The following is a 24126-nucleotide window of genomic DNA, read 5'->3' on the forward strand; positions in this document are numbered from 1 at the left end:
AACAGCTTTTTTATAGTGTTTTTGTTCATGGGTAACATCGCGAATGCATCACAAAGCTTAGATAGCCAATTTGTAAACGACATAGCTGTAAACGACAGAGCGGTAACCGAGATGATCGCAAAAGCAGATCGCTACCGACTCAACTCAGAAGCGGCTTCAAAGGTAATTTCCTTAGTCAACTTATACGAAAGCGGGCAATTGGACAAAACACGTCAATACAATGTTTATACGCGCCCAAATCGAGAATCATTAGTTGTGTTTAAATCGGCGGTAGAGGCGGGGCAAAAAATGCTCATGATAGAAGATAACTACTGGCTATTGATGCCGAAAAGTCGTCGTCCTATTCGTATTACGCCAATGCAAAAACTTTTAGGTGAAGCGTCGGTAGGGGATATCTCAACTTTAACGTGGAGTGAAGATTACCAAGGCTCTTGGGTGCAGCAGCAAAGCCTAACTTTACCTTCAGGTGAAAGCATACAAGCGCATCAGTTGAAGTTGGTATCGAAAACCAAAGGGGCAAGTTACCAAACCATCGATTTATGGGTGAGCGTTGACCGAGCCTTTCCAATTAAGGCTGATCTGTACTTACGTTCAGGAAAAATAGCTAAGCAAGCATGGTTTGAAGAAGGGGTGCGTAATGAACTGCCGAGCGTCGTTGCGATGACGCTACTTGATAAGATTCAACCCAATAAAAAGACGGTTATTGAGTACCTCGAAATTTCAGAACAAAAGCTAGAGGATAAGTTCTATAACCCAGCCTATTTATCTCGTAATAGTGTTTCAGGGCTTTAATTATGTTCATGAACTCGTTTACTCATCCATTCGCTAATTTGAAAGTCCCTTCTTTATTGAAGATGTTGGTCGCGATGGGTTTGCTATGTGCGGGGGGAAATGCTCACGCTGAGTTGTCTTCATCTGAAAGTGCGGAGTTAGATCGTGCTTATCAAGAGCAAGCTTGGTCGTTTGCATGGGATTGGCAAATCAGTGCAGACACCACCCAATCCAGAGAAACGCCTTTTAGCTTACAAAGCGATCACAGCTATCAATCGGTTAATGCGCTGCTTGATTTAGAAGTAGGTTACGAAAACTGGCTGGGTCTATTTGCGATCAAAGGCAACGATTTATACAGTCATAGCTCCCATTTTACTTCCGTTGATAGCAATTCCAATTACGGTTCGTCGGACACTGACTTTGAAGCTGAATTCATTATTCGAGAGCTATTTTGGCAAGGTGAATGGGATTTATCGAGTGACTGGCTTGGTGATCATTATCTCGATGTAACCTTAGGGAAAGTTCGTTTAGATTGGGGAGTTGGGTATGGCTATCGCCCACTTGACGTTATTAAACCTTACCGCCGAAACCCTGTCGGAATAGTCGCAGAAGAAGGGGCTGGCGTGTTCTCTCTTTCTTCGTTTGATGGGCTAGGGGAATGGACGCTCATTTATAGTGATTCCTCTTGGACTTCTCATGATAGTGATTCGCAATACACCAATGAATTAGAGCAACAAAGTGAACAGCAAGGGTTTGGTATACGCCGTTATGGTTTAGTGGGAGAGCATGAATACCAATGGCTCGCTTATTATGATGACGTTAGGCATGGCTTACTTGGGGCAAGTGTGGTCTCTGTGCTTGATCTTGCTTGGGAGTTTCATGGTTCAGCGGTGTATCAGCGCCACAGCCTTGGCTACCAGCAGCCCAATACACAACCAAATAACTTGCAGCCTGTAAAATTATCCGAGCAAGGGGAAGCTTATCAAGCGCTTGTTGGTTTAACGTGGGCGAATGAAATTGGCAATAGTATTATTCTTGAATACTGGTTTGATAGCCGAGCATGGAGTGGCTCTGAATGGAAAGAAGCAATCAACAGTGCAACGCTATTAAAAAGTAACCCAGCAACCGCCACACTGGCTGGTTCCTATGCTCAGGGTTATCAGCACGCCAATATCGTTCAGCATAACCTCATGTTTCATTGGACATTAGACTCAACTGCATGGGCGCATATTTTTTCAGATGGCATGAATGAAACACCTCAAGATGATTCGTGGGGATGGCTAAGCAATGTGACTCCAACCTTAGATGTACTGATTTCTCCTGAAGATGGGGGCTTTATAGTGACTCAGTGGCTTAACTATCAAATGGTCGATAGTGGTTCATCTTCGGTTGATTTGGAACTTGCTGCACGCTTTTTAGCTGGTAAAAGTGATTCTGCTTACGCCAACCTACCAGATAGCCATATATTCATTTTAAATATCAAAGGACGATTCTAATGGCATTTAACATTTCTCAACGAATCAAACCTAAGCACTTTCCGTGGATTAAAAGTGTATTACTGACTAGTTTGTTTTGTGTATTAATTGCGTTTACCACACAAACGGTTTGGGAAGGTGGGATCGCAAATCATTTATTGATCAGCTTTGGTTTTGGTTATAGCGCAATATTGTCTTCATTCGTGATTGTTCGGTTATTCCCCAATATCTCTAAGTTGCTCGAAGCTGCTACCTCTATGGTATTTTCGTTATTATTTGGAACACTCAACGCCCGTTTCTGGTTAGATGAATACTTAGATGACTCACAGTCTGGTATGAAGTCTGTTGTGTTACTTGGCATTGTTTTTTGCACCATTTGTTATTACTACTTTTATACAAAAGAACAAAAGCTGGTGGCTGAAAATGCCCTAGAAACGGCAAAACGAAGACAGGCTGATCAAGATAAAGCGTTGGTTCAAAGTCAACTGAAACAATTACAAAGCCAAATTGAGCCGCATTTCTTGTTTAATACGCTAGCGACAATCAGTGCCTTGATTGAAACTGATAATGATAAAGCCAAGCTCATGCTGGAAAAGCTAACGGAGTTATTACGAGTAACACTAAAAAACAGTCGTAATGAACAATCTACCATTGAACAAGAACTTGCTTTGATTGACGCATATTTAGGTATTCAAAAAATTCGTTTAGGTGAAAGGTTAACGTTTTCTATCAACAGTGAAGGCATTTCAAATGCTCAAGTTTTACCACCATTTTTGATTCAGCCGCTTGTGGAAAACTCACTGACGCATGGGATTGAACCAAGGGCTGTCGGTGGTCATGTTGCCATTCAGATTACTCGCAAAGAATCACTCCTCGTGATTGAAGTGTCAGATAATGGCGCGGGTTTGAACCCAGAGTCTGGCTCAAATACTACTGGGCATGGAGTGGGTCTTAGTAACATAAAACAACGAATTGAAACTTTGTTTGAAGGTAAGGCAAATATGTCTATCAAAGAGCAAAGTACTGGTGGTGTCATTGCAACTTTGTCGCTGCCTGTTTAATTTAGTAATTTACAGTGTGAATTTAAAGGAATGAAGTGCATGCAAGGGGTTAATCAACCAAATAACGTTACTGCGATAATTGCTGATGATGAAGCGCTGCTTAGGCGACACCTTGATAAAACGTTAGCTGAAGTGTGGCCAGAATTAGACATTGTCTCTTGCGTTGATAATGGGTTGAAAGCATTACAAGAGATTGAAAGTCTTACCCCTGATATCGCATTTTTAGATATTCGAATGCCAGAGATTGATGGCATGAAACTCGCTCAAAAATTACAATCTCTGCCTACCCCTCCGTTAATTGTGTTTATCACCGCTTATGACGAATACGCGGTGAAGGCTTTTGAACAAAATGCTGTGGATTACTTACTCAAGCCCATTAATGAGGCTCGTTTAAGTGCAACGTGCGAGAAGCTACAATCTAGATTAGCCTCTTTACACTCAGCTCAAGGGGAGGGGGCTCAACTTGAATCGTCAGCAGCCTCTTCGGTGCAAACGCCAGATCTGGCGGCTTTGATGGCGCAAATACAGCAACTCTCACAACCAGCTCAAACACCGCATTACCTTAACTGGGTGAAAGCGAATGTTGGCGATGACTTACATTTAATCTCAATTGATGATGTTTTGTTTTTTAAATCGGAAGACAAATATGTGTCGGTGTTTAAAAAAGACGAAGATGGTAAGTTGCAAGAGTTCATCATTCGTACTTCTTTAAAAGAGTTACTTAGCCAACTTGATCCTGACCAGTTTTGGCAAATTCACCGTTCTACCGTGGTAAAAGTTTCCTCTATCCAAAAAGTTAAAAAAGACTTCTCTGGGCAAATGTCGGTTCATATCGAAGGTAGAAAACTACCAGTCAGCCGTTCTTCCCAAGCCCTCTTTAAAGGTATGTAATTCCAATCTTAATTTCTCTTAGTAGGTGTACCTTCTGTAAAATCTGTAATTTATAAAATAAACAGTTTCACAAATAGTAAGCCTTCGCCTCAAAACTAAAAAGTAGGCTTGATGACAGAAATGTAATGATATTTGAGGGGATATATTAGGTAGTAGAAATACCACCTAAAGAGGTCGTCATGAAAGCACATTATGCCGCTGTTGTACTTTGCGTAGCATTAGCCGGGTGCAGTTCTCAGCCTACACAAACCTTATTAAAATCTGACCCGTATTGGGTGACTGGTGAATTAGACAATGGTCTGAAGTACCATATTTATCCTGACAAAGAACAGCCGGTTTCTGTTCGGATGATTGTCCATGCTGGTTCGCTCCAAGAAAATGAACAACAGAAAGGTTATGCCCATTTTGTTGAGCATATGGCTTTTAATGGCAGCGAGAACTTTTCAGAAAATGATGTTGTGCGTTTATTCGAACAGGCTGGCGCAAGTTTTGGTGCTGATCTCAATGCATACACTTCCTATCAAGAAACCCTATATAAACTCGACCTTCCTGATAATAGCCAATTAGAGCAAGCCATCACTTGGCTGCGCGATGTGGGTGATGGTTTAGATATTTCACCGACAGAAGTCGAAAAAGAAAAGGGTGTGATTCTTGGAGAATTCCGTTACTCACGCAAAGAAGATAAACCCCTTTCCTTTAAGTTCTATGATCACTTAATTCAAGACAGCCTGTATGCCAAGCATGACCCTCTTGGCACTAAAGCCTCCGTGACAGAGACGGAGGCACAAGGGCTGAAAGACTTTTATCAAACTTGGTATCAGCCTCAACTCGTCGAAGTGGTTATTGCCGGCGACATCACGCTTAGTGAAGCAATCCCACTCGTGGAAGAAAAGTTTTCAAGTTGGCAGAGAGGGGAGACTCCGTTCCCTATTAAGCAAAAACAAATCACATACAATGATAATGATTTTGTCGATTATGTTGGGGGCAGTGAACCTCCAAGTATCGGAATCGTGATTGATCGTGGTGCCAGAGTCACTACCAGCCATGAGCAACAACACCAATTATGGTTAGATGAAATCTCACAACAACTGATTCAACAGCGCCTCTCTGATGTATTTATTGATGCAGCATTGCCGGTTCAGTGGGCTTTTTCTAATAGTTACTTAATAGAAAATCAGCGCTATTCAATAACCAGTGTCGCTTTTCCTACTCAATATCGTGAGCAAAGCCAGCAACAGTTTTTAGCAACGTTGGCTTCTTTACGAGACTACGGTGTAACTGAAAACGAGCTGAAAGCCCCATTGCAAGAGTACACATCGTATCTCAATGACGTGAATAGCAATTGGGACAACATGAATGGAATTGGTCACGCTGAGGGTAAGTCTGCTGCGTTAGTTATTGATCAACAAGTGCAATCTCAGTTGGATTACGTAGCCAGCATGAAAGTATTCTTGGCTGATTTGAATGTTAAGACGATCAACCGCAACCTCGATAAGTTGTTATCAAGCTCTTACTTTATTGGCTTAGGGTTAGATGCTAGTGAGGACAAAGCTGCAATGCTGAGTGATATCTCTGGTCTGAAATCTACATTCAAGAAAAAGGGCTCAAAACCGCTGCTAGTGACGGCAAGTAATGCGTTTAACGTGCCTGAAAAGCAAGGTGAGATTGTATCGGTCAAACAAATTCATGAAGACCCAAGCTTGCAAAAGTGGACTTTAAGTAACGGTTTAGATGTTTGGTATTTACGAAGCTGCCATGCAGGGAATCAGGTTGGTGTTTACTATGCTAGCCAAGGTGGTAAAGCAGCATTAGACCCAAGTTTGTTTCCAGCGGTTGAAGTGGCTATTCCCGCAGTCACCAGAAGTGGGGTTGGGTCTTTTACTGGGTCTCAACTGGATGCGCACTTGAAACGCCAAGATATTCAAGTCTATCCATTTATTAACTTTACCCATCACGGTCTAGAAATTTCAACCAAGAAAAAAGGGATCGCGGAAAGCTTTGCGGCTCTTAATGCGATTTTGACAGGAGTGAAGATCGACGCTGCTCAATTAGAAGCGGTAAAAGAAGAGTTTGCTCAAAATCGTAGTGCTTATTTAGCAACGCCGTTGGGCGAATTTACGCAAATGGTGAACAAGAATAGTTATAAAAACAGCAGCCGACATTTTATTTTAGAAGCGGATGCCGTGCAGAGTGTGACCACCAAAGATGTGGAGAGCATTTATCATCAACTGTTCCAAAAGCAACGAAACAATGTCCTCGTGGTTGTGGCTGACATTAACCCGTTAGAAATTAAGCCGTTGGTGCGGCAGTATATTGCTTCGCTACCTTTGGAAAGCACTGGAACTTCTGATTTCACCGTTGCTTACCAAGAAGATGCAGTGTCGAGAGTTGAGGCAAATGTAAATACAGAAGACAGTAGCCAATATTTCCTTAGAGTCGTGTCTGACAGACATGCACATCAATCAGCGAAGGATGTGTTTATGGATGACATGTTGCAAAGAATATTGAGTCGCCGTTTAACTTCGTATGTGCGTGAAGAACTCAGTCTAGATTATGCACCCTACGCGGTTGCAGCAGCGCAAGATAGTGCGCCAAGTAACGATTGGTTCCTTGGTGCGCAAACCGCCCCAGAGAACACCGATCAAATTGAAGAAGCCATCGACAAGGTGATTGCCGATATCTTAACGGGTATTTCGGAAGAAGAAACCAAGGTTGCGGCAAAGCAGTTGGTGGTGGATCTGAATCCAATGAAAGATAATCCAACTCAACAAGCTTGGTTTATTGCACGTTATTTGATTCATGGTTATGGAGTGAATGCATTAATGGATATTCAAGGAATGGCATATTCCATTTCCTCTGAAGATATGTCTCAGCACGCTAAAGGCATTTTTGGTAGTGGTGGCTGGACTTCTAAGAATATCATGAGACCGAAGTTGTAAATTATAACTCTGTATGAACTTTATCCAAATCGAGGTGAGAGTCGAGAAGTCGCTCTCACTTTTTCGTATTACTAGAATGTAAATGGTCTATTTACTACGAATTACAGGAGTGATGTAAGCTTAAATAATTTATAAAATGAAGATCGCGATCACAAAGCTATTCGTACAATTTAATATTAAATAATAATCATTAGCTCAGCCTGTATATTGTCCTTGAATGACATTAAGAGGTTGTTATGAAAAAATATTATTTAGCGACAGCGCTTTGCGTTACTTTGATTGGCTGTAGCTCAACTCCCCAAAACACCCAACTCCAACCAGATCCTGCCTGGATTTCTGGTCAGTTAGAGAATGGTCTTACCTACCATGTTTATCCCGATCATGAAGAATCCGTTTCTGTTCGATTATTGGTTCATGCGGGCTCATTCCAAGAGAACGACCAACAAAAAGGATATGCCCATTTTGTTGAACATATGGCATTCAATGGCAGTGAAAACTTCTCTCAAAATGACGTTATTAGCTTGTTCGAGCACGCAGGTGCCAGCTTTGGTGCGGATCTTAATGCGTACACTTCTTACCAACAAACGGTGTATCAATTAGATTTACCTGATAACACGCAATTGAAGCCGGCTTTAACTTGGTTGCGAGATATTGGTGATGGTCTTGAGATCGCAAGTCGCGAAGTTGAAAAAGAAAAAGGCGTGATTTTAGGTGAATTCCGTTATTCACGTTTAGAAGATAAACAAGTCGCAGATAAATTTTATGACCATTTTATTGAAGGTGGTCTGTATGAGTTTAATGATGCTCTGGGTACGAAAGAGTCGGTGACTCAAGCGAACTCCCAAGGGTTAAAAAGCTTTTATCAAACTTGGTACCAGCCTCAATTAGTTGAGGTGATAGTGTCAGGGGATATCGACATTAATGATGTCATTCCATTAATTGAAAAGCAGTTCTCAGATTGGGAGCGCGGGCAAACACCTAAGCCGGAAAAACAAAAAATCACGACGTTTAATGAAGGTGACTTTATTGAATATGTGGGTAGCCGTGAGCCACCAAGCATAAGTTTGATGATGAACCGAGCGCCTAGTGTGATTGAAAACCACGCTCAACAGCATCAGTTGTGGCTTGACGAGTTTTCTCAGCAAATGATTCAACAGCGCCTGAATAAAGCATTTAACGACGCTGCGCTGCCAACTCAATGGGTCATATCTCAGAATTACTTGATGGAATATCAGCGTTACTCATTAACCAGTGTGGCATTCCCCGCCGGTGAGCGAGAAGTGACACAGCAAAAGCTATTCTCGACTTTAGCGTCACTGCGTGATTATGGTGTGTCGGAAAATGAGATAGTCAGTGAAATTCAGATTTACCAAGGTTTGCTCGATAATGTTGAGCAAGATTGGGACCAGATGGACAGTGTCGTTCATGCTGATTATAAAGCCTCGTCTCTAGAGGTTGAGCAAAAAGTACAGTCACAGCGAGACTACCAAGCCAGCCTTGAAGCCTTCCTTGATAATGTCGGTCTTGATGTGATTAATGACAATATTGAGGATCTACTGTCTAGCGACTATTTCTTGGTTGTCGGAGTCGATAAAAGTGAAGACCGAACCGCGATCATAAGCAGTATCGATAGCTTGAAAATGGAATACAGCAAACCTGGAATTCCACCATTATTTACCATGACCAGCAGCGCTTTTGTTATTCCTAGCGCTCAAGGGGACATCGTTACTAAAGAGCAACTGTATACAGACCCACATATCCAAAAGTGGATGTTAAGTAACGGCATTGAAATGTGGTACTTGCGAGACTCTCTTGCGGGTGACCAGGTTGGGCTGTATTACGTAAGTTTAGGTGGAAAAGAGGCTTTAGACCCTAGTTTATATCCTACGGTTGAAGTCGCGCTTCCTGCTATTGCGAGAAGTGGTGTTGGCAGTTTTACGGGTTCTGAACTTGAAGCTCATATGGCTCGTGAAGATATTCAGGTGTATCCATTTATTGATTCTACTCGTCATGGTATTGAGTTTAAGCTGAAGCGAGATGGGTTAGCAGAAACGTTCGCAGCCTTAAACGCTATTGTGACAACTCCAAATGTATCACCAGACCAATTAGAAGCAGTCAAACAAGAGTTTATAGAAGCTCGAGAATCTTTCTTGGAAAGCCCTGTTGGTCAATTTGATCAAGCCATGAACCAGAATAGCTTCGCGCCGAATAGCCGTCACTTTTTGTTAGACGGAAAAAGTGTTGAGTCTGTGTCAGCGGACGATGTGCTTAGTGTCCATCAGCAATTGTTTGGTCAGTTACGAAACAACAAGCTAGTGATTGTCGGAAATATTGACCCAAGCGAGTTAATGCCTCTTGTTCGTCAATATGCGGCTTCTATTCCATTGAAAAAGGTGGCAACACCTGACTTTAAGGTCGATTACAATAAGCCGTTCAAAGAGCGCATCGACTTAGCGATTAACAATGAAGACAGCACTGAATACATTCTGAGAGTGGTGTCAGAAAGTTCACCAACTCCTCTTTCTGAAGAGTTGGCGACGTCTGGAAATGAAGGAAAGTCAGCGAAAGATGTTTTCATGGCTGATCTCCTACAACGCATCCTGACCATTCGTTTAGATGGGTATATTCGTGAAGAGCTGAGTTTAGATTACTCGCCTTATGCTTATTCGATATCACAAGACGGTGAGCCAAGTTATGACTGGTTTGTGGGAGCACTCATTGCACCTGAAAATGCGGATAAAATAGAAGTCGCCATTGATAAAGTGATTGCTGATCTGCTGAAGGGTATTTCTGAAGATGAAATTAGATCAGCGGGCAAACAATTGGAAAATGACTTCACCCCGTTAGAGGTAAGCCCTGTCGATCAAGCGTGGTTTGTGTCTCGCTATCTGATTCATGGCTACGGAGTCGAAGCTTTGTTTGATGTTAATAAGATGGTGAATTCAATTTCTAGCCAAGAAATGAACGAGCTTGCTGAGCGAATTTTTGGTGAAAATAGCCGGCAAGTTAAGAATATCTTACGTCCTAAAAGCTAAGTTCATTACATTCTAGTGAATCAAAGTAGGCGTATATTTTCTACGTTTATTGATATGTTTTAGTTAGGGGAAGTAAAGTCCTCTGCATTTTAAAGCCAAGCACTTGTTGCTTGGCTTTTTTATAGGGATAAAAAATATAAGGGAGCTAAAAGTATAAGAGTAAAACACAATAGGTTGCCATCGAAGTGATGAGCCATCATTGTCAGCGTTATGTCAAATATGAATGAGTTTGCTTTTAAATCAATTGTCACTCTCACGGATGTTCTATATTGTCGCCACTTATACCTTTTGAGTGTGAATTGATTTGCTGAAACTAGGTTTTCGACTTGTGTTACTTTTGCTGTTACTAAGCCTTGGCTTAGTGAATCTGCATGGGCATACGTTTAATTCCATCCAAACTTTGGCATATACGTCTACTCAGAAAATCTGCGATTCTCAAGCTCAGTCAGTGGAAAGCGATAGCGCGGCTTCACTCGTAGATAAGGGTTTCAACAATGATGTAGGTACGGCTTCAGACTGTGCTAACCAAATAGCTGGATCTTCTCACGACAGTACTCATTATCATGACACTGAAATGAGCGTTCAGTGGAACACATTCAGACGAATACTCAGTAATGATCAAGATGCCTCATCTGATCTAGAGCCTGTCTATCATCTACTTATCGACTTTTTTCCTCCATCATTGCTCGCTTTAGTATTAGCAGCCGTCCCGCTGTTTGATTCTAAGCTACACTGGACCAGTCTTATTCAATCGCCTCCTTCGCGGCTATCAGGCTGGAAAGAAGGCAATATCCAATACTCGCATTTCCGAGACTCTCTTTACTAATTACTTCCCTATTTAGGTAAGGCTGCTGCGCTGAAACATAACGGTTCCGCCTGCCAGTGTTCGCCTAAAAAATAACTAGCAACAAAGTAAATACTTACTGTAATCACAGCCAAAGGTCGAAATTCCGATCTAGCCGCGTTACGTGTGAGTTCTGTATTAGTGAATATAATAAGAGATCTTGCTTGTGAAAAAACACAACAGAAGACAACCCATTAACCGCTATTCAAAGTGGAAATACGTGGTGCTCATCGCCACCATCATCATTATGATTTTTAGTGCGCTACCGTCATGGTATGGCGAAAATGCAGCCATTCAGGTTAGCCAGCGTTCAAGCTCGACTTCTCAGAGTGGCTCGTCAAATAGCATGCTAGGAAGTGATGTACTCGATGCAACAAAAGTCATGCAAACACTGGCAAGCCAAGGTATTCAGGCTCAATCTGCTCATCAGAAAGATAAGCGACTGGTCGTGATCTTAGAAGATGCCGAGCAGCAAGCTAAAGCGAAGCAAGTACTCACTGAAAGCCTAGGCAGTAATGCGACAGTTGCGTTAGCCATGGAACCAGCGGCTCCCGCTTGGTTGACCGATATGGGGTTTTCACCAATTCAACTAGGCTTGGATTTACGTGGTGGTGTGCAGTTCTTATTAGAAGTGGACATGGCACCAGTTTACCAAGCGCAAGTTCAGTCTGTGATTGATGAAGTGACCAGCGAAGTGCGCTATGCACGAGGCCGTATTGCAGGTGATGCCGCTGAGCTGACTTTCAGGACAGAAGCGGATTACCACCAAGCTCAAACCTTGATTAATGAGCGTTTTCCGCAGTGGCAAGTGCATACTTCAGATAAACGCTTAACTCTGACTCAAACAGAAGATGAGCAGCGCACATTACGTAACTTAACCGTCCAGCAAAACTTGCAAATCATGCGCAGCCGTATTGAAGAGTTAGGGGTAACAGAAGCGTCAATCCAGCGCCAAGGTGAAAGCCGAATTCGTATTGAATTACCAGGTGTTCAAGACCCGGCAGCGGCGAAAGATGTGATAGGCGCAACGGCTTCTTTGGCGTTTTACTCCGTGTATGAAATGCCAACAAGAGGTACGCAAACCCTTCAAGATAAAGACGGAAACTCAGTGATTGTTGCTCGTAAAGCGGTATTGAATGGCGAGCATATTATTGATGCGAGAAGTGGTATTGGGGAGATGGGCAGCGCTGAAGTTAACATTACTTTAGATTCCGCTGGTGGTCGTAAAATGTCTGAGTTTTCTCGTCGCAACATTGGTGAACCAATGGCGACCGTTTACAGTGAATACAGCCGTGACCGCGCAGGTAACAGTGAGCAAACCAGTGAAGTGATCAGTGTTGCGAATATTCAGTCTCAGCTAGGCAGCCGATTCCGTATTACGGGAGCTGGCAGTATGGATGAAGCTCATGAGCTTGCACTACTGCTGCGTGCTGGGTCGTTGACCGCGCCTGTCACCATCATTGAAGAGCGCACCATTGGTCCATCATTAGGGGCTGAGAATGTCACTAATGGTTTTGCTGCTTTAGCACTTGGGCTTGGGCTGACGCTGACTTTCATTGCCTTGTGGTATCGACGCTTAGGTTGGGTGGCGAACTTTGCTCTGATCATCAATATGACCACATTATTTGGCTTAATTGCCATGCTGCCTGGAGCGGTGCTCACATTACCGGGTATCGCTGGTTTAGTGCTTACGGTGGGTATGGCTGTGGATACCAATGTTCTGATATTTGAACGAATCCGCGACAAGATGAAAGAGGGGCGAAGCTTTGCTAGCGCGATTGATTGCGGATTCAGCAGTGCTTTTTCGTCTATCTTCGATGCGAACTTCACCACCATGATCGTTGCCATTGCACTGTACGCGATAGGTAATGGTCCAATTCAAGGTTTTGCATTAACACTAGGTTTAGGTCTTCTCACCAGTATGTTTACTGGCATCTTCGCATCACGCGCCATTATCAATTTAGTTTGGGGGCGTGATCAACGCCACGACGTAAGGATTTAAGCATGAAAATTACCGATAAAGTAATGACAAGATCGCGTCTAGCGATGTGCGGTTTATCACTGGTGTTGTTTTTCGCTTCTGTGATGTTAGTGACCGTGAAAGGGTTCAATTGGGGCTTAGATTTTACAGGTGGTGTGGTTGCGGAAGTTCAGTTATCTGAACACTTATCTAAAGAAGAGTTGAAGCTGACTCTTGACCAAGCCTTAAGTCAAGATGTGCAAGTGATTGGCATGGGCGAGCAAGATCGCTGGACGATACGTTATAGCCAAGTCGCACAAGGGGAACCATCAAATACTGCAGTTCAACCTAACTTAGTCGAAGTGTTGAACCAGGTTAGTGAGCATGTACAAGTGCTAAATAGTAGCGTCGTTGGTCCGCAAGTTGGCCAAGACATGGTGGAACAAGGTGGTTTAGCCTTGTTGGTGTGTTTCGTACTTATCATGCTGTACTTGAGTGTACGTTTTGAGTGGCGCTTAGCATTGGGCGCTTTGTCTGCCTTGGTGTATGACGTGACTTTGATTTTGGGGCTGTTTGCGTTAACGCAACTTGAATTTAACCTGACGGTTCTTGCTGCGATCTTGGCGATATTGGGTTACTCACTTAATGACTCGATCATTATTGCTGATAGGGTTCGTGAAGTCTTACGTGGCAACCCGAATGGTGAAACAGATAACTTGATCAACCGCTCGATTCAAGCAACCTTCTCACGCACCATGGTTACGTCAGGCACTACATTAATGACAGTCTCTGCATTATGGCTGTTAGGTGGCTCGGCTCTGCAAGGGTTTGCTATCGCATTATGTGTGGGTATCGTCAGTGGTACTTGGTCATCAGTTTCAGTTGGGATTACCTTACCGAGATTACTTGGTCTTCAACCTTACCACTATCAAGTGAAGCCAATCGAAGAGACTGAAGAAGGGTATTCGTGATTGCCTGTCCTAAACAGATAAACAGATAAACAGATAAACAGATAAACAGATAAACAGAAATAATAAGGCTAGCCGGTGAGTTTTAATCATCGCTAGCCTTTTTCTTTTTATGGATGATTCACTAAGCTCTGTGGTGGTCTTATGATGTGAATATATGTGTATTAACACATAAAATTACCGCAATTCTAGGTCATTTTAGTTTCTATGCATTATGTTTATCTGAGGCTTAATAAATGGAGAGTAAGTCATGGAGTACAGACATCAATGCCACGTTGGCGACCATGGTGATGCACTTAAACACCCAGTGCTTGCTGCTTTAATTCAATCACTTGTTGCGCAGCATGCGAGTTTAAATATTATTGATACACACGCTGGAACGGGCTGCTATGACTTAACGAGCGCACCAGATAATCATGCTGCTGAGTTTAAAGAAGGTGTTGGCTACCTTTGGCAAAATAAAGAGCACTTACCTAGACCGTTTCACGCATTTCTTCGTACTCTCTCCGCCTTTAACCCAGGCGAACAACTGACACTGTACCCTGGTTCTGCCGCTTTAGGTTTCCAGCAAGGTAGACCTCAGGATGCGTTTCATTTTTCAGATATTCAACCCGATGAAGCGACATTGCTACAAACGAATATCGAGCAAATTCGATCGGATCTTCATATATCGAGTACGTTGTCGATACTCGCTGGCGATGGTTTAAAAGCTCTGCCGTTATCGGTTGGTACGGACCATTCTCATCACCTTATTGTGATTGATCCGCCTTATGAAGAGGATGAAGAATATATCGCGGTGATAGATGCGTTATGTAAAGCGTATAAGCAAAATGAAAAAGTGACGGCATTAATTTGGTACCCACTTTATACCGAAGATAAAAGTTCATTGATTTTACAAAGAAGTTTATTAGCCTCAAAAGAGCAACAGCTCCCCGTTCCTATACAAGCAGAGCTAAGGCTAAGAGACCCAAAAGATGATGATCGCTTAATTGGCAGTGGCCTATTGTTGTTTAATCCTCCTGTAGGAATGGCAGCTTTAGTGGCGGAAGTGCTGGAGTATTTACACTGTGAATTGGCTACAAAAGGCGAAGGGTATTGGCAAGTTAAATCCTTGTCTCGCTAAGCTAAAAAGCCCGTCACATAAGTAACGGGCTTACTAAAAATCGTCTACGTATTTTAGGACGAGACAGTATTGAGATTTAGGGCTTAGTGTTTGTCTTAGTCAGATAGGTCAAACTGCATTCCAATAGACAGCCCAATCAAATCTTCACCGGCTTTCAGTTCTCCAAAGTATTTACCATGAGAGAAGCCAACCGCAATAGAAAATGTATCTTGCATAAGCTCAGGGTCATTATCGGCAACCACCCCTTCAGCTTCAATGTATATAGGGAAAGAGAGCACATCGGGCATATTGTATCGGTAACTCAGAATAACCCATTCAGCCCATTCACCATTCGTGATGGTATTTTGGTGCTCAGGATCAATCACTTTGTCATCAATCTCGTACTCTTCTTTCGCGTATTGACCTTTTATTCTCGCTGAAAACCAATGCGTTTCGTCAAGGCGGTATCGAGCGCCAGCTTCACTGGTTCGAGAGTTTCTAAGCTCTGAGGTTCCGAGACCATACTTCGCAAAAATGTCCCAATCTTCTAGCTCATGAATATATTTAACGTGTATTCCATGCTCTAAACTATTCTCTTCATGGTAGAAGCCCGGTAAGTCACTGTATTCTGTATCGTAATAATACGTAGACTCTCCGACATAAGTTCCATCTAATGCTTCGACTGACACTTCAAGTTGGTGTGCATAGGTTTGGAAAGAAAGTAATCCTAAACCGATAGCGGTATAAAACTTGTTCACTGTTAATGCCTGCTTACAATTAGTAGGCGAGAACTATGTCACATATTTGTTTTTTATATAGCACGAAAATTGATTAACTGTGTCTCGAAAATCATGACAATTACTAGGTCAGGTCAGCGACTTACCACACCCTAAGCACGTTGGCTGTATATCTGGTGGCAGCATGATGATTAGCCCGCAGTGTGGGCACAGATCGCCTTGAGTTACTGAGATAGATTGAGCGAGAGTTGGGAGTTTTATTAAAGAGGTAATATGCATACGCCAGTCTTAAATTTATCTTTAACGGATTCGAACGCTTCAGGATACGCCGCTTTAGCCGCTGAGCGAGTCTCAAAGTGCTCGCTTGAAAGCAAGTTACCTAATACTTCAACGGTACTAAATTGCGTGTCGTCTTTGATGTAGTGCCCCGCAAATGCTGAACCAATATAAGTGAAGGTGATCGCTGTAATAGTGTCATCGGTATTCTTACGTAGGCTAACGCATTTTTGGTCCTTGGCTATTTTTTCAAAATGGACACGACCTCTGCCTTTCTCCGGAGTGTAGTAATAAACCGCTTTATCATGAACATATTTCCCACCTTGGTGCTGCGCAAAGTCAGTATCAATAAGGATAAAAGCCGGTTTTTGGGCGGCTTGTATTTTTTCTAATAATGTCATTTTTTCTCCAAACTGTTCTGAATCTGTACGGTGATTATATGTTATTGGAATGCCATTCCATATGCGAGCGGTATCTCTGATTGATTTGGTTTATTTGCTTCTCAATTACTAACACTACTTTGTTCTTCAAGGCATCTTCATTTAAAGTAGAGCGCACAAACGAGTAAATGATTAAACAAGGAATGGTTATGTCTGAATATGGAGCGGTTATTCGCTGGAATCGTGGGAAAGATGAAATTTTTAGCGACAATCAATATAGCCGAGGGCATATGTGGGAGTTTGATGGTGGAGTCAAAGTACCAGCTTCCTCTTCTCCTCATGTCGTTCCTTTGCCTTATTCTGTTGAAGCCAATGTCGACCCAGAAGAAGCCTTTATTGCTGCCCTATCAAGTTGTCATATGCTGGTTTTTCTCTCTATTGCTGCCAAACGTAACTATGTCATTGAAGAATATGTGGATGATGCCGTTGGAGTCTTAGAGGAAGACACTGAAGGGGTAACATCGGTGACTCGAGTGACACTAAGACCCAAAATTGTGTTCTCAGGAGACAAACAGCCGACCTATCAACAGCTTGAAAAATTACACCATTTATCCCATCAACACTGCTTTATTGCTAACTCAGTAAAAACGGTGATTACCACCGAGATTATTATGTAATGAGTACGTTAAAATAGTGTTTTTCTGCGTATTTTGATTAAGGCTTCATAGGTTATGTTTAGCGTTCCACTTAACAGCTTTGTCCACCGAGTGCATGATAAAGAACAGGTTCTCGATTGCGCTTCTCTTGAATCATGCTCTCTTAAGCGGATTCGTCGTTCACGACATTGGCTGTTAACAGGATCGGAAGAGCAACTCAGAAAACTGCAAAGCACGCTAAGTGATGAGCATGATTTATGGATTAAAAGTGCAATTGATAAAGCCTTGCCGATTCCGATTGTGTGTTTGGAGAGTTTATTGGCTGAGACACCCAATTTAACGATCAAACAACTGGTTAGCTTATCGGGTTGTTCGCTGGCGGAAGCTCGTTTAGCAATGGATGAGTTTGAAGGTTTGGCTTAACTTAGCTCTAATCTAGTTCTGGTTCTTTTAACACTAAAAAGCCCACTCAATTATGACTTCACTGAAGGATTAATTGAGTGGGCTTTCATTCTTTACGCGGTTATCGAGGATAACGGGTCGCGATTTACGCGTTAGCGATTTTAACTCGAATTGTACTTTTGTTGAAGCTAGTCATGTTCAGCGCTTTAAGGGCTGCTTGAGCTTCTTCTTGATCTGGTAACTCAACAAAAGCAAAACCTTTTGAGTAGCCAGTTTCTTGGTCTAGTACAACTGTACATTCTGTTACTGAGCCATGCTCTGAAAACAAAACGCGAAGTTCTTGTTCTGTTGTTGCGCGCGATAGGTTGCGAACTAAAAGTTTCATGATGAACCATTTTTATATGAATTTACGTTGTGCATTCTCTCACACTTTCGTGTATTCCTCACATGATCTTTATTGGCGATTGATCGTGATGTCAGAGACAAAACCATGCTCGGTACTGACTAATGCTTGTTTAAGCATGGTTGCCGCTTCATCAGCGGCCATAAAGCTAGAGGTATCAAGCTGCTTACCACTGGATGCCCAAAATTCGGTCGCCATGCCACCTGGGTACACTGCTACAATTTTCATTGGGCTACCTTTCAGCTCTAATCGAATAGACTCAATGAATCCTTTTACCGCCCATTTTGCTGCGCAATAAGTAGATTCTTCTGCTTTTGCACTTTGTGCGGCAGTCGACATCACAACCGCAACCGTCACGGCTTGGTCGCGGTAGCGTTGCACCAGTTCTCGGAGCAAAAATATGGTGGAGTGAATATTGTTGTTTAGCATGTCAGTAATGCTACTTGGATCTTGGTCTTCAATCTTTCCAAAATAGCCACTCCCCGCGCTATGAATAACAAGGCTAGGCGGCGTTTCAAGGTTATCAAGCAGGTTAGATACGGATTGAGGGTCACACAAGTCACAAGGCAACGCGGTAGCTGAATGTGGAAGGCTTGTGGAGAGTTGGTTTAAACGCTGCTCGTTGCGACCTGTTATGGCGAGTGGATGTTTATCAGTTGAATATAACTTTGCGAGGGCAGCACCAAGACCACTGCTTGCACCGGTAATTAAGATCATAAGGCTTTCATACTATTTGGATTAAGCCGTTATCTTACGGTTGAGGTTTGGGTATTGCTGAGATCTAGAGTTGATTTTGATACTGTGCCTGAAAGTGAAAGTGAAAGTGAAAGTGAAAGTGAAAGGTTGAGATATGTGCTTAGATGGTCGGGCTTACCCTGCCTATTAAAAGGCAGGGCTAAGATTTAATCTTCGTATTGCTTAACGGCAAACGAATCTTCAATTCTGTTCAGCTCTTCTTGTTCTTTTTGCTTAATTTCTTCTTGGCGTTCAGCTTTTCTTTCATTCAGCGCTCTTTTTTCTGATTTAGTCAGAAACTTCACCGCTTTTTTGTTAGTAAGCGCATACGCGACAACATCTTCACCTTTCTCTCTGCGTTCGTTTACACGTTGTGAAAAACGTTCATTATCGCGTTCTTTACGCTCCGCAGCACTTAACTTGCTCATTTTTATTGCCTCATTAGTTAATCACGGTAGGTTTGGTCACTACCCTCAGGTAAACAAATGAGATGCACATTCATATAACTGATAAAACCATTTTAGCATAATAGCCAGAGCAATTAGCTATGCAATCTGGCTGCGAGCCTTGATTAGTAAGGTATTGGAATTAAATTTTCTCGATATATAGGATAATTTCGCCGACCTTGAAGCCAAATTTAGACATGTCTGTTTTGTTAAATAGGCGGTTCTCATCGATCAAAAACATCCAGTCATCAAGAGTAACTTCGTATTGGCTGCCATCCACTTCAATCTCAAGGCTGTATTGCCAGTACAGGGCTGAGCCTTCGGTTTTGCCTTTTGCGACTCCAACCACATCCCCAGCGGTTCCAGTGTAGGCATTGTCTCCAGTTCGGGTCAGGTTCCAATTTCTTATGGAACGCTCACCATCGTCAAAGGTAAACCACTCTTTGATTTCACCCTGATCCCCTTCCCATGTGGCTAATAGCTTTACATCAAAGCGGCGCAGTAAATTCCCAGAACGATCCAGTACCATCCCATAAGCTTTGAGTTCCCCATCAAAGAATTGCTCTAGCTTTAATTCTGGAGTGGTCTGAGCGTGCTTTTCAAGGCTTGCGGAGCCACAGCCAAACAGGAACAACGCGCAGAATAAACCAATGAGTCGTTTCATGACTAATCCCTTAAGTATTAATTATTGAGTGCTAACTGCTAATCTGTAATCACTGAGTGTTAAATGTTGATAGATGGTTAGCTGCATTCTTGAGTGTATTTGAATCGTTTTTTATTTGGCGAGCCCAAGTAACTGCTTTCTCAGTTTAGGCTCTGAAGTGTTTTCAGATAACCAGATAGAAAGGAATGCCTCGCCAAACCCTTTATCACTGACCACGCCTATGGGTTGATCATCAAAATAAAAGCGACTGGTTTGGTCTTCTGCAACAATGATGGTCAGTGTGTTACCTGGTTTGACGTTTGGCCACAATGCATTGAGAGGTTCAAGCCAAGTGTTAATGTTCTTTTGGGTGTAACCCAATTGATTCCATTGATCTTCTGTTGCATCAATCAGAGCTTGGCTATCAATCGATTTTTGATATTCGATCTTCAATGCTTGTTCGCCTGTTGATACGGAAGCAAACAGCTCGGCTGAGTAAATCGTCCAAAACATATAATTCATTTCCCCTTCACCAAGCTTTTGAAAATCACTGGTAGGAGAGGCACTAATAGAAGAAGCGAATCCAGAAACCGCGAGCAAAATAGCAGCGAGGGTTATGCGTCTTGATATAGGAAATCGAGTGGTTAGTAGCTGTCGCATGCATCACCTCAAAGGTTGAAAAGCCATAGGTTTGTGGAGGTAGGAATAACCTGAGACTAAGATAGGCAGTAATGTTCCCCAGCCAATCATCAGCGACGCGATCATCCATTCGGTTTGCCAATTTGTTTGTAAAGCTCCAGCTTGAATACCGCCCCAGTAGCTACTGGTTCCGCCTATGGCTCCAATGACAATAAGAGTTACGGTTGAGCGATTCACCAACCAATGCAAGCTGTGGTTCAGGCTTATCAAAAATAGAACCCAAATCATCACAAGCCAAGCTGGGAAATGAAACCCTACATTGGCCGCTTCTTCATTCACTAATAATGAGGAAGTGGCTGAAGATGTTTCAAGTGGCAAAGCACTCAGACCGCCAATACTCAGCTGTAAGCTGTCCATTGCTATTCCAATTGGCAGCAGTAATAGCAGTTTTAAATCGTCTTGTTTGGTGGGTGACAAAGCAAAATGTAATGCAATTATCACACTAACTACCCACCAAGCTTGCTCTGTATAAAAAGCGGAACAGAGCCAAGCCGCTTGAAATAAAACGAGGTTAATAATCCAAAATCGTTTCATCTTGGGCTCCCAAATAGCGAGGTTTTCTTGCCACAATATGATGAGTACTGATCACTCGCTCTAAAAATGCACCTTCGCAATAGCAGAAATAGAAAGTCCAGAGGCGTTTGAATTCTTCCGAATAACCGAGCGTCTGCAGTTCGTCCCAACTTTTATCAAAGGCAGTTTTCCAATCGTTTAGGGTTCGAGCGTAGTGCAGACCAATGTCATCCACTTCGTGAATCACCATATCGGTATGAGTGGCAAGGTGATGGCTCATTACTGAGACAGAAGGCAGACAACCGCCCGGGAAGATATACTTTTGAATGAAATCGACACCTTTGCGATATTTCTCGTAACGTCCGTCAGCAATAGTGATGGCTTGAACCAACATTTTCCCTGTCGGTTTGAGCAAATTCGAACAGGTTTCAAAGAAGGTTTGCATGTATTCGTGACCAACGGCTTCAATCATCTCAATCGAAACCAGTTTGTCGTATTCGCCTGTGAGAGTGCGATAGTCTTGCTTCAACAGGGTGATTTTGTTCGTTAATCCAAGTTGTTCTACACGTTGTTCTGCAAGAGCATACTGAGCATCTGATATGGTGGTAGTGGTTACTTGGCAACCGTAATGTTGAGCCATGTAAATCGCTAGTCCACCCCATCCAGTCCCAATTTCTACCACGTGATCGGTTTCTGAGAGTTCTAATCGCTCACAGATAGTGCGCATTTTGTTTTGCTGAGCTTCATCTAATGTCAAAGCTTCTGAGCTATAGATAGCAGAGGAGTACTGCATCGATGGGTCAAGAAAGCGTTCATATAACTCATTGCCAATGTCGTAGTGAGCTAAGATATTTCGCTTTGAACCTTGCTCGGTATTGGCGTTCTTGCGTCTAAGTAATAGATTTTTGAATTGGTTCAGCCATTGGGTTTTGCTGTCTAGTTCATCCAATTGTGATTGGTTTTTAGCCATAATTTGAATGACGCGAGTTAAGTTCGGGCTGGTCCACTTACCGTCTATATACGCCTCAGAAGCTCCGATACTGCCTCCTGTCACTACGTCTTTATAGAAGCTGGAATCGTGAACGACGATTTGACCAAGTAATGAGGCAGAACGTTCACCGAAGATTGAGTGGTTGTCTCCTTCGATGATTTCAATGCACGCGTCTTTAAGTTCATCCAATACTCGAAATATGAGAGTTCGGTATTTACTCGAGTGGGTCGCTTTGTCCGTTTGGGCTAGTGCTGAATTTTGGTTTTGTTTTGCTAGCTGTTCCATGTAAACCTCTCTCGGGTCTCGTATCTAATTAGAATGCCGTGTTTGCTTGATCTTAAATCCTAGTACAAATAAACGAATGTCTGATGACGTGTACTGGATTTTTTCATTTATTTTTAACTGCTTAGCGATGACCCTCTCACTTGAACCGATTTTTGCTTAACCTTAACTCCGTACTCAGAGGTAGCCGCGAGTAAAATGAGTGAGTGATCCTCTGTTTCATTGTTGTATACGGGATGATTAGCAAAAGGGTTCATTTAAAAAGAGTATTTTTTTAATAATAAGTTGGAGCGATAGAAAGTAAGGGTGCTCAAAAATCTGATAGGGGAGTCGGCGAGGGAAAATTGAAGGGTACTGAGAGCCCCTTCATTGGTATCGACTAATGGCTAAAAGAATCTAGTAAGAGTGACTAAAGCCATTTTATTCGTCACTGTAGTTTAAGTATTGGATACACAAGTCATGGAAGGCTTGAGCCTGTGGGGAGATGGTTCTATCGGCTAATCGGAAGATACCAATTTGTCGTTTTAATGGTGGATCAATAAGAGGCACCCACACTAATCGAGTTTCATTGGTTGGGAAGGCTAGCTTAGGCAAAGTGGTGACACCAATCCCTAATTCGAGCACGGAAAACAGTGAAGTGATGTTCTCTACCGAGTACAAAGCTTGCTCACTTAATGTGCGTGCAGGGGTTGGGTCAAGCAAGGTGCAAGTTCCGTTTCGAATGAAAGGTTGTTTTAACAAAGTTTGCCATTCTATCCCTTTAGGTTGTTGTGCTATTGGGTTGTCTTTTAAGCAAACGACGCCGATGGGATCTGAGATAAGAGGGGTAAATTCAATGGAATCTTCCTCAAGATGAGAGCTATTTCCCAGCGCTAAGTCCACTTCCCCTGAGAGCAATCTTGCTTCAACCCCTGCCGCGTTATCATCAATCAGGCTCACTTCAACGCTTGGGTACTGTTCGCAAAAAGCCCCGAGTACGCTAGGGATCAATTTCGCAGCAACAGAGGGCACGCTCGCAATTCGAACTCGGCCTTGTTGTCCCGCAGCAGCAGCTCGAAGGTCATTGTTTAACGCATTGTAAACATTCAGGAATTGAATGATTTTTGGTAAACATATTTCACCAAATGGCGTCAGGGTGGATTTATTTCCAGTTTCAAAAAGGGGCTGACCTAGAATTTTCTCAAGCTCTTTTATAGATGTAGAAAGGGCGGCTTGTGATCGATTTGCACGGTGAGATGCGGCTCTAAATCCACCTTCTTCGACGACCAAAACAAAATGTTTTAATTGTTGGAGCTTAATACTCATTGGCTAACATCCTTCTCATCCCTTTATTTTCCGTACTTTCTCATGGTGATAAGTTTTATTTATCAAATGCACAAAATTTACCGTTAGATTTATCAGGTGTCAACGTGCAGTATTTAACCATCTTGAAACATTTTAGTTACAAAGTTGGATGAAGCCGTGAATGCACAAACTAAAAAACACCCAGTAAAGACCTCTCTTTTTGCATCTAAAGCGCCTCTTGAATGGGCGATTGTTAATAACGGTACGCTTTATACCGCTCAGATCCCAATTGATGACACAGGTGCGGTAGTTGAAGGTGGAATTGAAGCTCAAACACGCCAAACCTTTAGCAACCTTGTTCATACTTTGGAGTGCGCTGGCGAATCGATGGATTCCGTTTTACAAGTGCTTATCTATGTGACTGACCGTGAGTACTTAAAAACAGTAAACAGTATTTACGCTGAATATTTCAATGCCCCATACCCAAACCGAGCTGCCATTGTGGTGGCTGGGTTAGCTCGCGAAGAAATGCTGGTGGAGTTTGTGGTTTACGCTTCAGCCTCTCAGCCAGAAGAATAAGCGACTAAAATTGTTTAAAGCTCAATTACTGAAAAGAATCTCAGTTACTGAAAA

General features: G+C 42.7%; 23 protein-coding genes. 13 read left to right on the forward strand and 10 right to left on the reverse strand.

All coding sequences use genetic code 11. The annotated features are described in order from the left end of the window. Nucleotides 1-27: 27 nt before the first annotated feature. From F0226_RS04030 to rlmJ, 10 genes are all read left to right on the forward strand, one after another. Entirely contained in the window at nt 28-792 is a 765-nt protein-coding gene (locus F0226_RS04030; RefSeq protein ID WP_171734564.1) for an outer membrane lipoprotein-sorting protein, read from the forward strand. Between the two features lie 2 nt (nt 793-794). Beyond that, on the forward strand, nt 795-2267 hold the full coding sequence (locus tag F0226_RS04035) for a hypothetical protein (protein ID WP_345776503.1): 1473 nt from the start codon (nt 795-797) through the stop codon (nt 2265-2267). Then, nucleotides 2267-3307 carry a histidine kinase gene (locus tag F0226_RS04040; protein ID WP_171734438.1) on the forward strand — a complete coding sequence of 347 codons (1041 nt, stop codon included), beginning with the start codon at nt 2267-2269 and terminating at the stop codon, nt 3305-3307. Before F0226_RS04035 ends, F0226_RS04040 begins: the two co-directional genes overlap by 1 nt. A 39-nt stretch (nt 3308-3346) precedes the next feature. Continuing rightward, nucleotides 3347-4198 carry a LytTR family DNA-binding domain-containing protein gene (locus F0226_RS04045; RefSeq protein WP_171734439.1) on the forward strand — a complete coding sequence of 284 codons (852 nt, stop codon included), beginning with the start codon at nt 3347-3349 and terminating at the stop codon, nt 4196-4198. A 179-nt stretch (nt 4199-4377) separates the two neighbouring features. Continuing rightward, entirely contained in the window at nt 4378-7137 is a 2760-nt protein-coding gene (locus F0226_RS04050; protein WP_171734440.1) for a M16 family metallopeptidase, read from the forward strand. Between the two features lie 236 nt (nt 7138-7373). Then, nucleotides 7374-10172 (forward strand): insulinase family protein, encoded by a 2799-nt coding sequence (locus tag F0226_RS04055; protein ID WP_171734441.1) that lies wholly within the window; start codon nt 7374-7376, stop codon nt 10170-10172. A 328-nt stretch (nt 10173-10500) separates the two neighbouring features. Further along, nucleotides 10501-10998, forward strand: a complete 498-nt coding sequence (locus F0226_RS04060) for a hypothetical protein (protein WP_345776504.1) — start codon at nt 10501-10503, stop codon at nt 10996-10998. 178 nt (nt 10999-11176) lie between these two features. Beyond that, nucleotides 11177-13018 (forward strand): protein translocase subunit SecD, encoded by a 1842-nt coding sequence (gene secD / locus F0226_RS04065; protein WP_171734443.1) that lies wholly within the window; start codon nt 11177-11179, stop codon nt 13016-13018. 2 nt (nt 13019-13020) lie between these two features. Continuing rightward, a complete protein-coding gene (secF, locus tag F0226_RS04070) occupies nt 13021-13947 on the forward strand; it encodes a protein translocase subunit SecF (RefSeq protein ID WP_171734444.1) in 927 nt (308 codons plus the stop codon). A gap of 247 nt (nt 13948-14194) precedes the next feature. After that, nucleotides 14195-15067, forward strand: coding sequence for a 23S rRNA (adenine(2030)-N(6))-methyltransferase RlmJ (gene rlmJ, locus F0226_RS04075; protein ID WP_171734445.1), 873 nt, complete (start codon nt 14195-14197; stop codon nt 15065-15067). Between the two features lie 95 nt (nt 15068-15162). Here the strand turns inward: rlmJ and F0226_RS04080 are convergent, their stop codons facing one another. Continuing rightward, the gene (locus F0226_RS04080) at nt 15163-15804 is read right to left on the reverse strand and encodes a hypothetical protein (RefSeq protein WP_216606540.1); all 642 of its coding nucleotides are present in this window, start codon (nt 15802-15804) and stop codon (nt 15163-15165) included. Nucleotides 15805-16043: 239 nt separating this feature from the next. Continuing rightward, nucleotides 16044-16460, reverse strand: a complete 417-nt coding sequence (locus F0226_RS04085) for a hypothetical protein (protein ID WP_171734446.1) — start codon at nt 16458-16460, stop codon at nt 16044-16046. Between the two features lie 188 nt (nt 16461-16648). Between F0226_RS04085 and F0226_RS04090 the strand changes: the two genes are divergently transcribed. Together F0226_RS04090 and F0226_RS04095 are read left to right on the forward strand one after the other, a co-directional pair. Beyond that, on the forward strand, nt 16649-17116 hold the full coding sequence (locus F0226_RS04090; protein WP_171734447.1) for an OsmC family protein: 468 nt from the start codon (nt 16649-16651) through the stop codon (nt 17114-17116). Nucleotides 17117-17170: 54 nt separating this feature from the next. Further along, nucleotides 17171-17518 carry a ribosome recycling factor family protein gene (locus F0226_RS04095; RefSeq protein ID WP_171734448.1) on the forward strand — a complete coding sequence of 116 codons (348 nt, stop codon included), beginning with the start codon at nt 17171-17173 and terminating at the stop codon, nt 17516-17518. Nucleotides 17519-17642: 124 nt separating this feature from the next. On the opposite strand, the gene F0226_RS04100 is transcribed toward F0226_RS04095, so the two are convergent. From F0226_RS04100 to F0226_RS04135, 8 genes are all read right to left on the reverse strand, one after another. Beyond that, nucleotides 17643-17882, reverse strand: coding sequence for an RNA-binding protein (locus F0226_RS04100; protein ID WP_171734449.1), 240 nt, complete (start codon nt 17880-17882; stop codon nt 17643-17645). Between the two features lie 69 nt (nt 17883-17951). Beyond that, nucleotides 17952-18617: an SDR family NAD(P)-dependent oxidoreductase gene (locus tag F0226_RS04105; RefSeq protein ID WP_171734450.1), complete on the reverse strand. Its 666-nt coding sequence runs from the start codon at nt 18615-18617 to the stop codon at nt 17952-17954. 185 nt (nt 18618-18802) lie between these two features. Next, on the reverse strand, nt 18803-19063 hold the full coding sequence (locus F0226_RS04110; RefSeq protein WP_137371771.1) for a DNA polymerase III subunit epsilon: 261 nt from the start codon (nt 19061-19063) through the stop codon (nt 18803-18805). A 160-nt stretch (nt 19064-19223) separates the two neighbouring features. Further along, nucleotides 19224-19745 carry a DUF3833 domain-containing protein gene (locus F0226_RS04115; RefSeq protein WP_171734451.1) on the reverse strand — a complete coding sequence of 174 codons (522 nt, stop codon included), beginning with the start codon at nt 19743-19745 and terminating at the stop codon, nt 19224-19226. 111 nt (nt 19746-19856) lie between these two features. Further along, on the reverse strand, nt 19857-20384 hold the full coding sequence (locus F0226_RS04120) for a chalcone isomerase family protein (RefSeq protein WP_171734452.1): 528 nt from the start codon (nt 20382-20384) through the stop codon (nt 19857-19859). Between the two features lie 3 nt (nt 20385-20387). Then, complete coding sequence (locus tag F0226_RS04125) at nt 20388-20957, reverse strand: DUF2878 domain-containing protein (RefSeq protein ID WP_171734453.1); 570 nt, start codon at nt 20955-20957, stop codon at nt 20388-20390. Continuing rightward, nucleotides 20935-22212: a cyclopropane-fatty-acyl-phospholipid synthase family protein gene (locus F0226_RS04130; protein ID WP_171734454.1), complete on the reverse strand. Its 1278-nt coding sequence runs from the start codon at nt 22210-22212 to the stop codon at nt 20935-20937. Before F0226_RS04130 ends, F0226_RS04125 begins: the two co-directional genes overlap by 23 nt. A 417-nt stretch (nt 22213-22629) precedes the next feature. Next, a complete protein-coding gene (locus F0226_RS04135; protein ID WP_171734455.1) occupies nt 22630-23514 on the reverse strand; it encodes a LysR family transcriptional regulator in 885 nt (294 codons plus the stop codon). A gap of 156 nt (nt 23515-23670) precedes the next feature. Here F0226_RS04135 and F0226_RS04140 point away from each other — a divergent pair, with 156 nt between their 5' ends. Then, nucleotides 23671-24072, forward strand: coding sequence for a RidA family protein (locus tag F0226_RS04140; protein ID WP_137371765.1), 402 nt, complete (start codon nt 23671-23673; stop codon nt 24070-24072). Nucleotides 24073-24126: the final 54 nt, after the last annotated feature.

The organism is Vibrio sp. 99-70-13A1, assembly GCF_013114625.1.
In the GTDB taxonomy this organism is placed as follows: domain Bacteria; phylum Pseudomonadota; class Gammaproteobacteria; order Enterobacterales; family Vibrionaceae; genus Vibrio.

Excerpts from the sequence above, each read along its gene's own strand:
- F0226_RS04030 (WP_171734564.1), top strand. The coding sequence starts at position 28 with ATGGGTAACATCGCGAATGCATCACAAAGCTTAGATAGCCAATTTGTA.
- F0226_RS04035 (WP_345776503.1), top strand. The coding sequence starts at position 795 with ATGTTCATGAACTCGTTTACTCATCCATTCGCTAATTTGAAAGTCCCT.
- F0226_RS04040 (WP_171734438.1), top strand. The coding sequence starts at position 2,267 with ATGGCATTTAACATTTCTCAACGAATCAAACCTAAGCACTTTCCGTGG.
- F0226_RS04045 (WP_171734439.1), top strand. The coding sequence starts at position 3,347 with ATGCAAGGGGTTAATCAACCAAATAACGTTACTGCGATAATTGCTGAT.
- F0226_RS04050 (WP_171734440.1), top strand. The coding sequence starts at position 4,378 with ATGAAAGCACATTATGCCGCTGTTGTACTTTGCGTAGCATTAGCCGGG.
- F0226_RS04055 (WP_171734441.1), top strand. The coding sequence starts at position 7,374 with ATGAAAAAATATTATTTAGCGACAGCGCTTTGCGTTACTTTGATTGGC.
- secF (WP_171734444.1), top strand. The coding sequence starts at position 13,021 with ATGAAAATTACCGATAAAGTAATGACAAGATCGCGTCTAGCGATGTGC.
- rlmJ (WP_171734445.1), top strand. The coding sequence starts at position 14,195 with ATGGAGTACAGACATCAATGCCACGTTGGCGACCATGGTGATGCACTT.
- F0226_RS04085 (WP_171734446.1), bottom strand. The coding sequence starts at position 16,460 with ATGACATTATTAGAAAAAATACAAGCCGCCCAAAAACCGGCTTTTATC.
- F0226_RS04090 (WP_171734447.1), top strand. The coding sequence starts at position 16,649 with ATGTCTGAATATGGAGCGGTTATTCGCTGGAATCGTGGGAAAGATGAA.
- F0226_RS04095 (WP_171734448.1), top strand. The coding sequence starts at position 17,171 with ATGTTTAGCGTTCCACTTAACAGCTTTGTCCACCGAGTGCATGATAAA.
- F0226_RS04100 (WP_171734449.1), bottom strand. The coding sequence starts at position 17,882 with ATGAAACTTTTAGTTCGCAACCTATCGCGCGCAACAACAGAACAAGAA.
- F0226_RS04105 (WP_171734450.1), bottom strand. The coding sequence starts at position 18,617 with ATGATCTTAATTACCGGTGCAAGCAGTGGTCTTGGTGCTGCCCTCGCA.
- F0226_RS04110 (WP_137371771.1), bottom strand. The coding sequence starts at position 19,063 with ATGAGCAAGTTAAGTGCTGCGGAGCGTAAAGAACGCGATAATGAACGT.
- F0226_RS04115 (WP_171734451.1), bottom strand. The coding sequence starts at position 19,745 with ATGAAACGACTCATTGGTTTATTCTGCGCGTTGTTCCTGTTTGGCTGT.
- F0226_RS04120 (WP_171734452.1), bottom strand. The coding sequence starts at position 20,384 with ATGCGACAGCTACTAACCACTCGATTTCCTATATCAAGACGCATAACC.
- F0226_RS04125 (WP_171734453.1), bottom strand. The coding sequence starts at position 20,957 with ATGAAACGATTTTGGATTATTAACCTCGTTTTATTTCAAGCGGCTTGG.
- F0226_RS04130 (WP_171734454.1), bottom strand. The coding sequence starts at position 22,212 with ATGGAACAGCTAGCAAAACAAAACCAAAATTCAGCACTAGCCCAAACG.
- F0226_RS04135 (WP_171734455.1), bottom strand. The coding sequence starts at position 23,514 with ATGAGTATTAAGCTCCAACAATTAAAACATTTTGTTTTGGTCGTCGAA.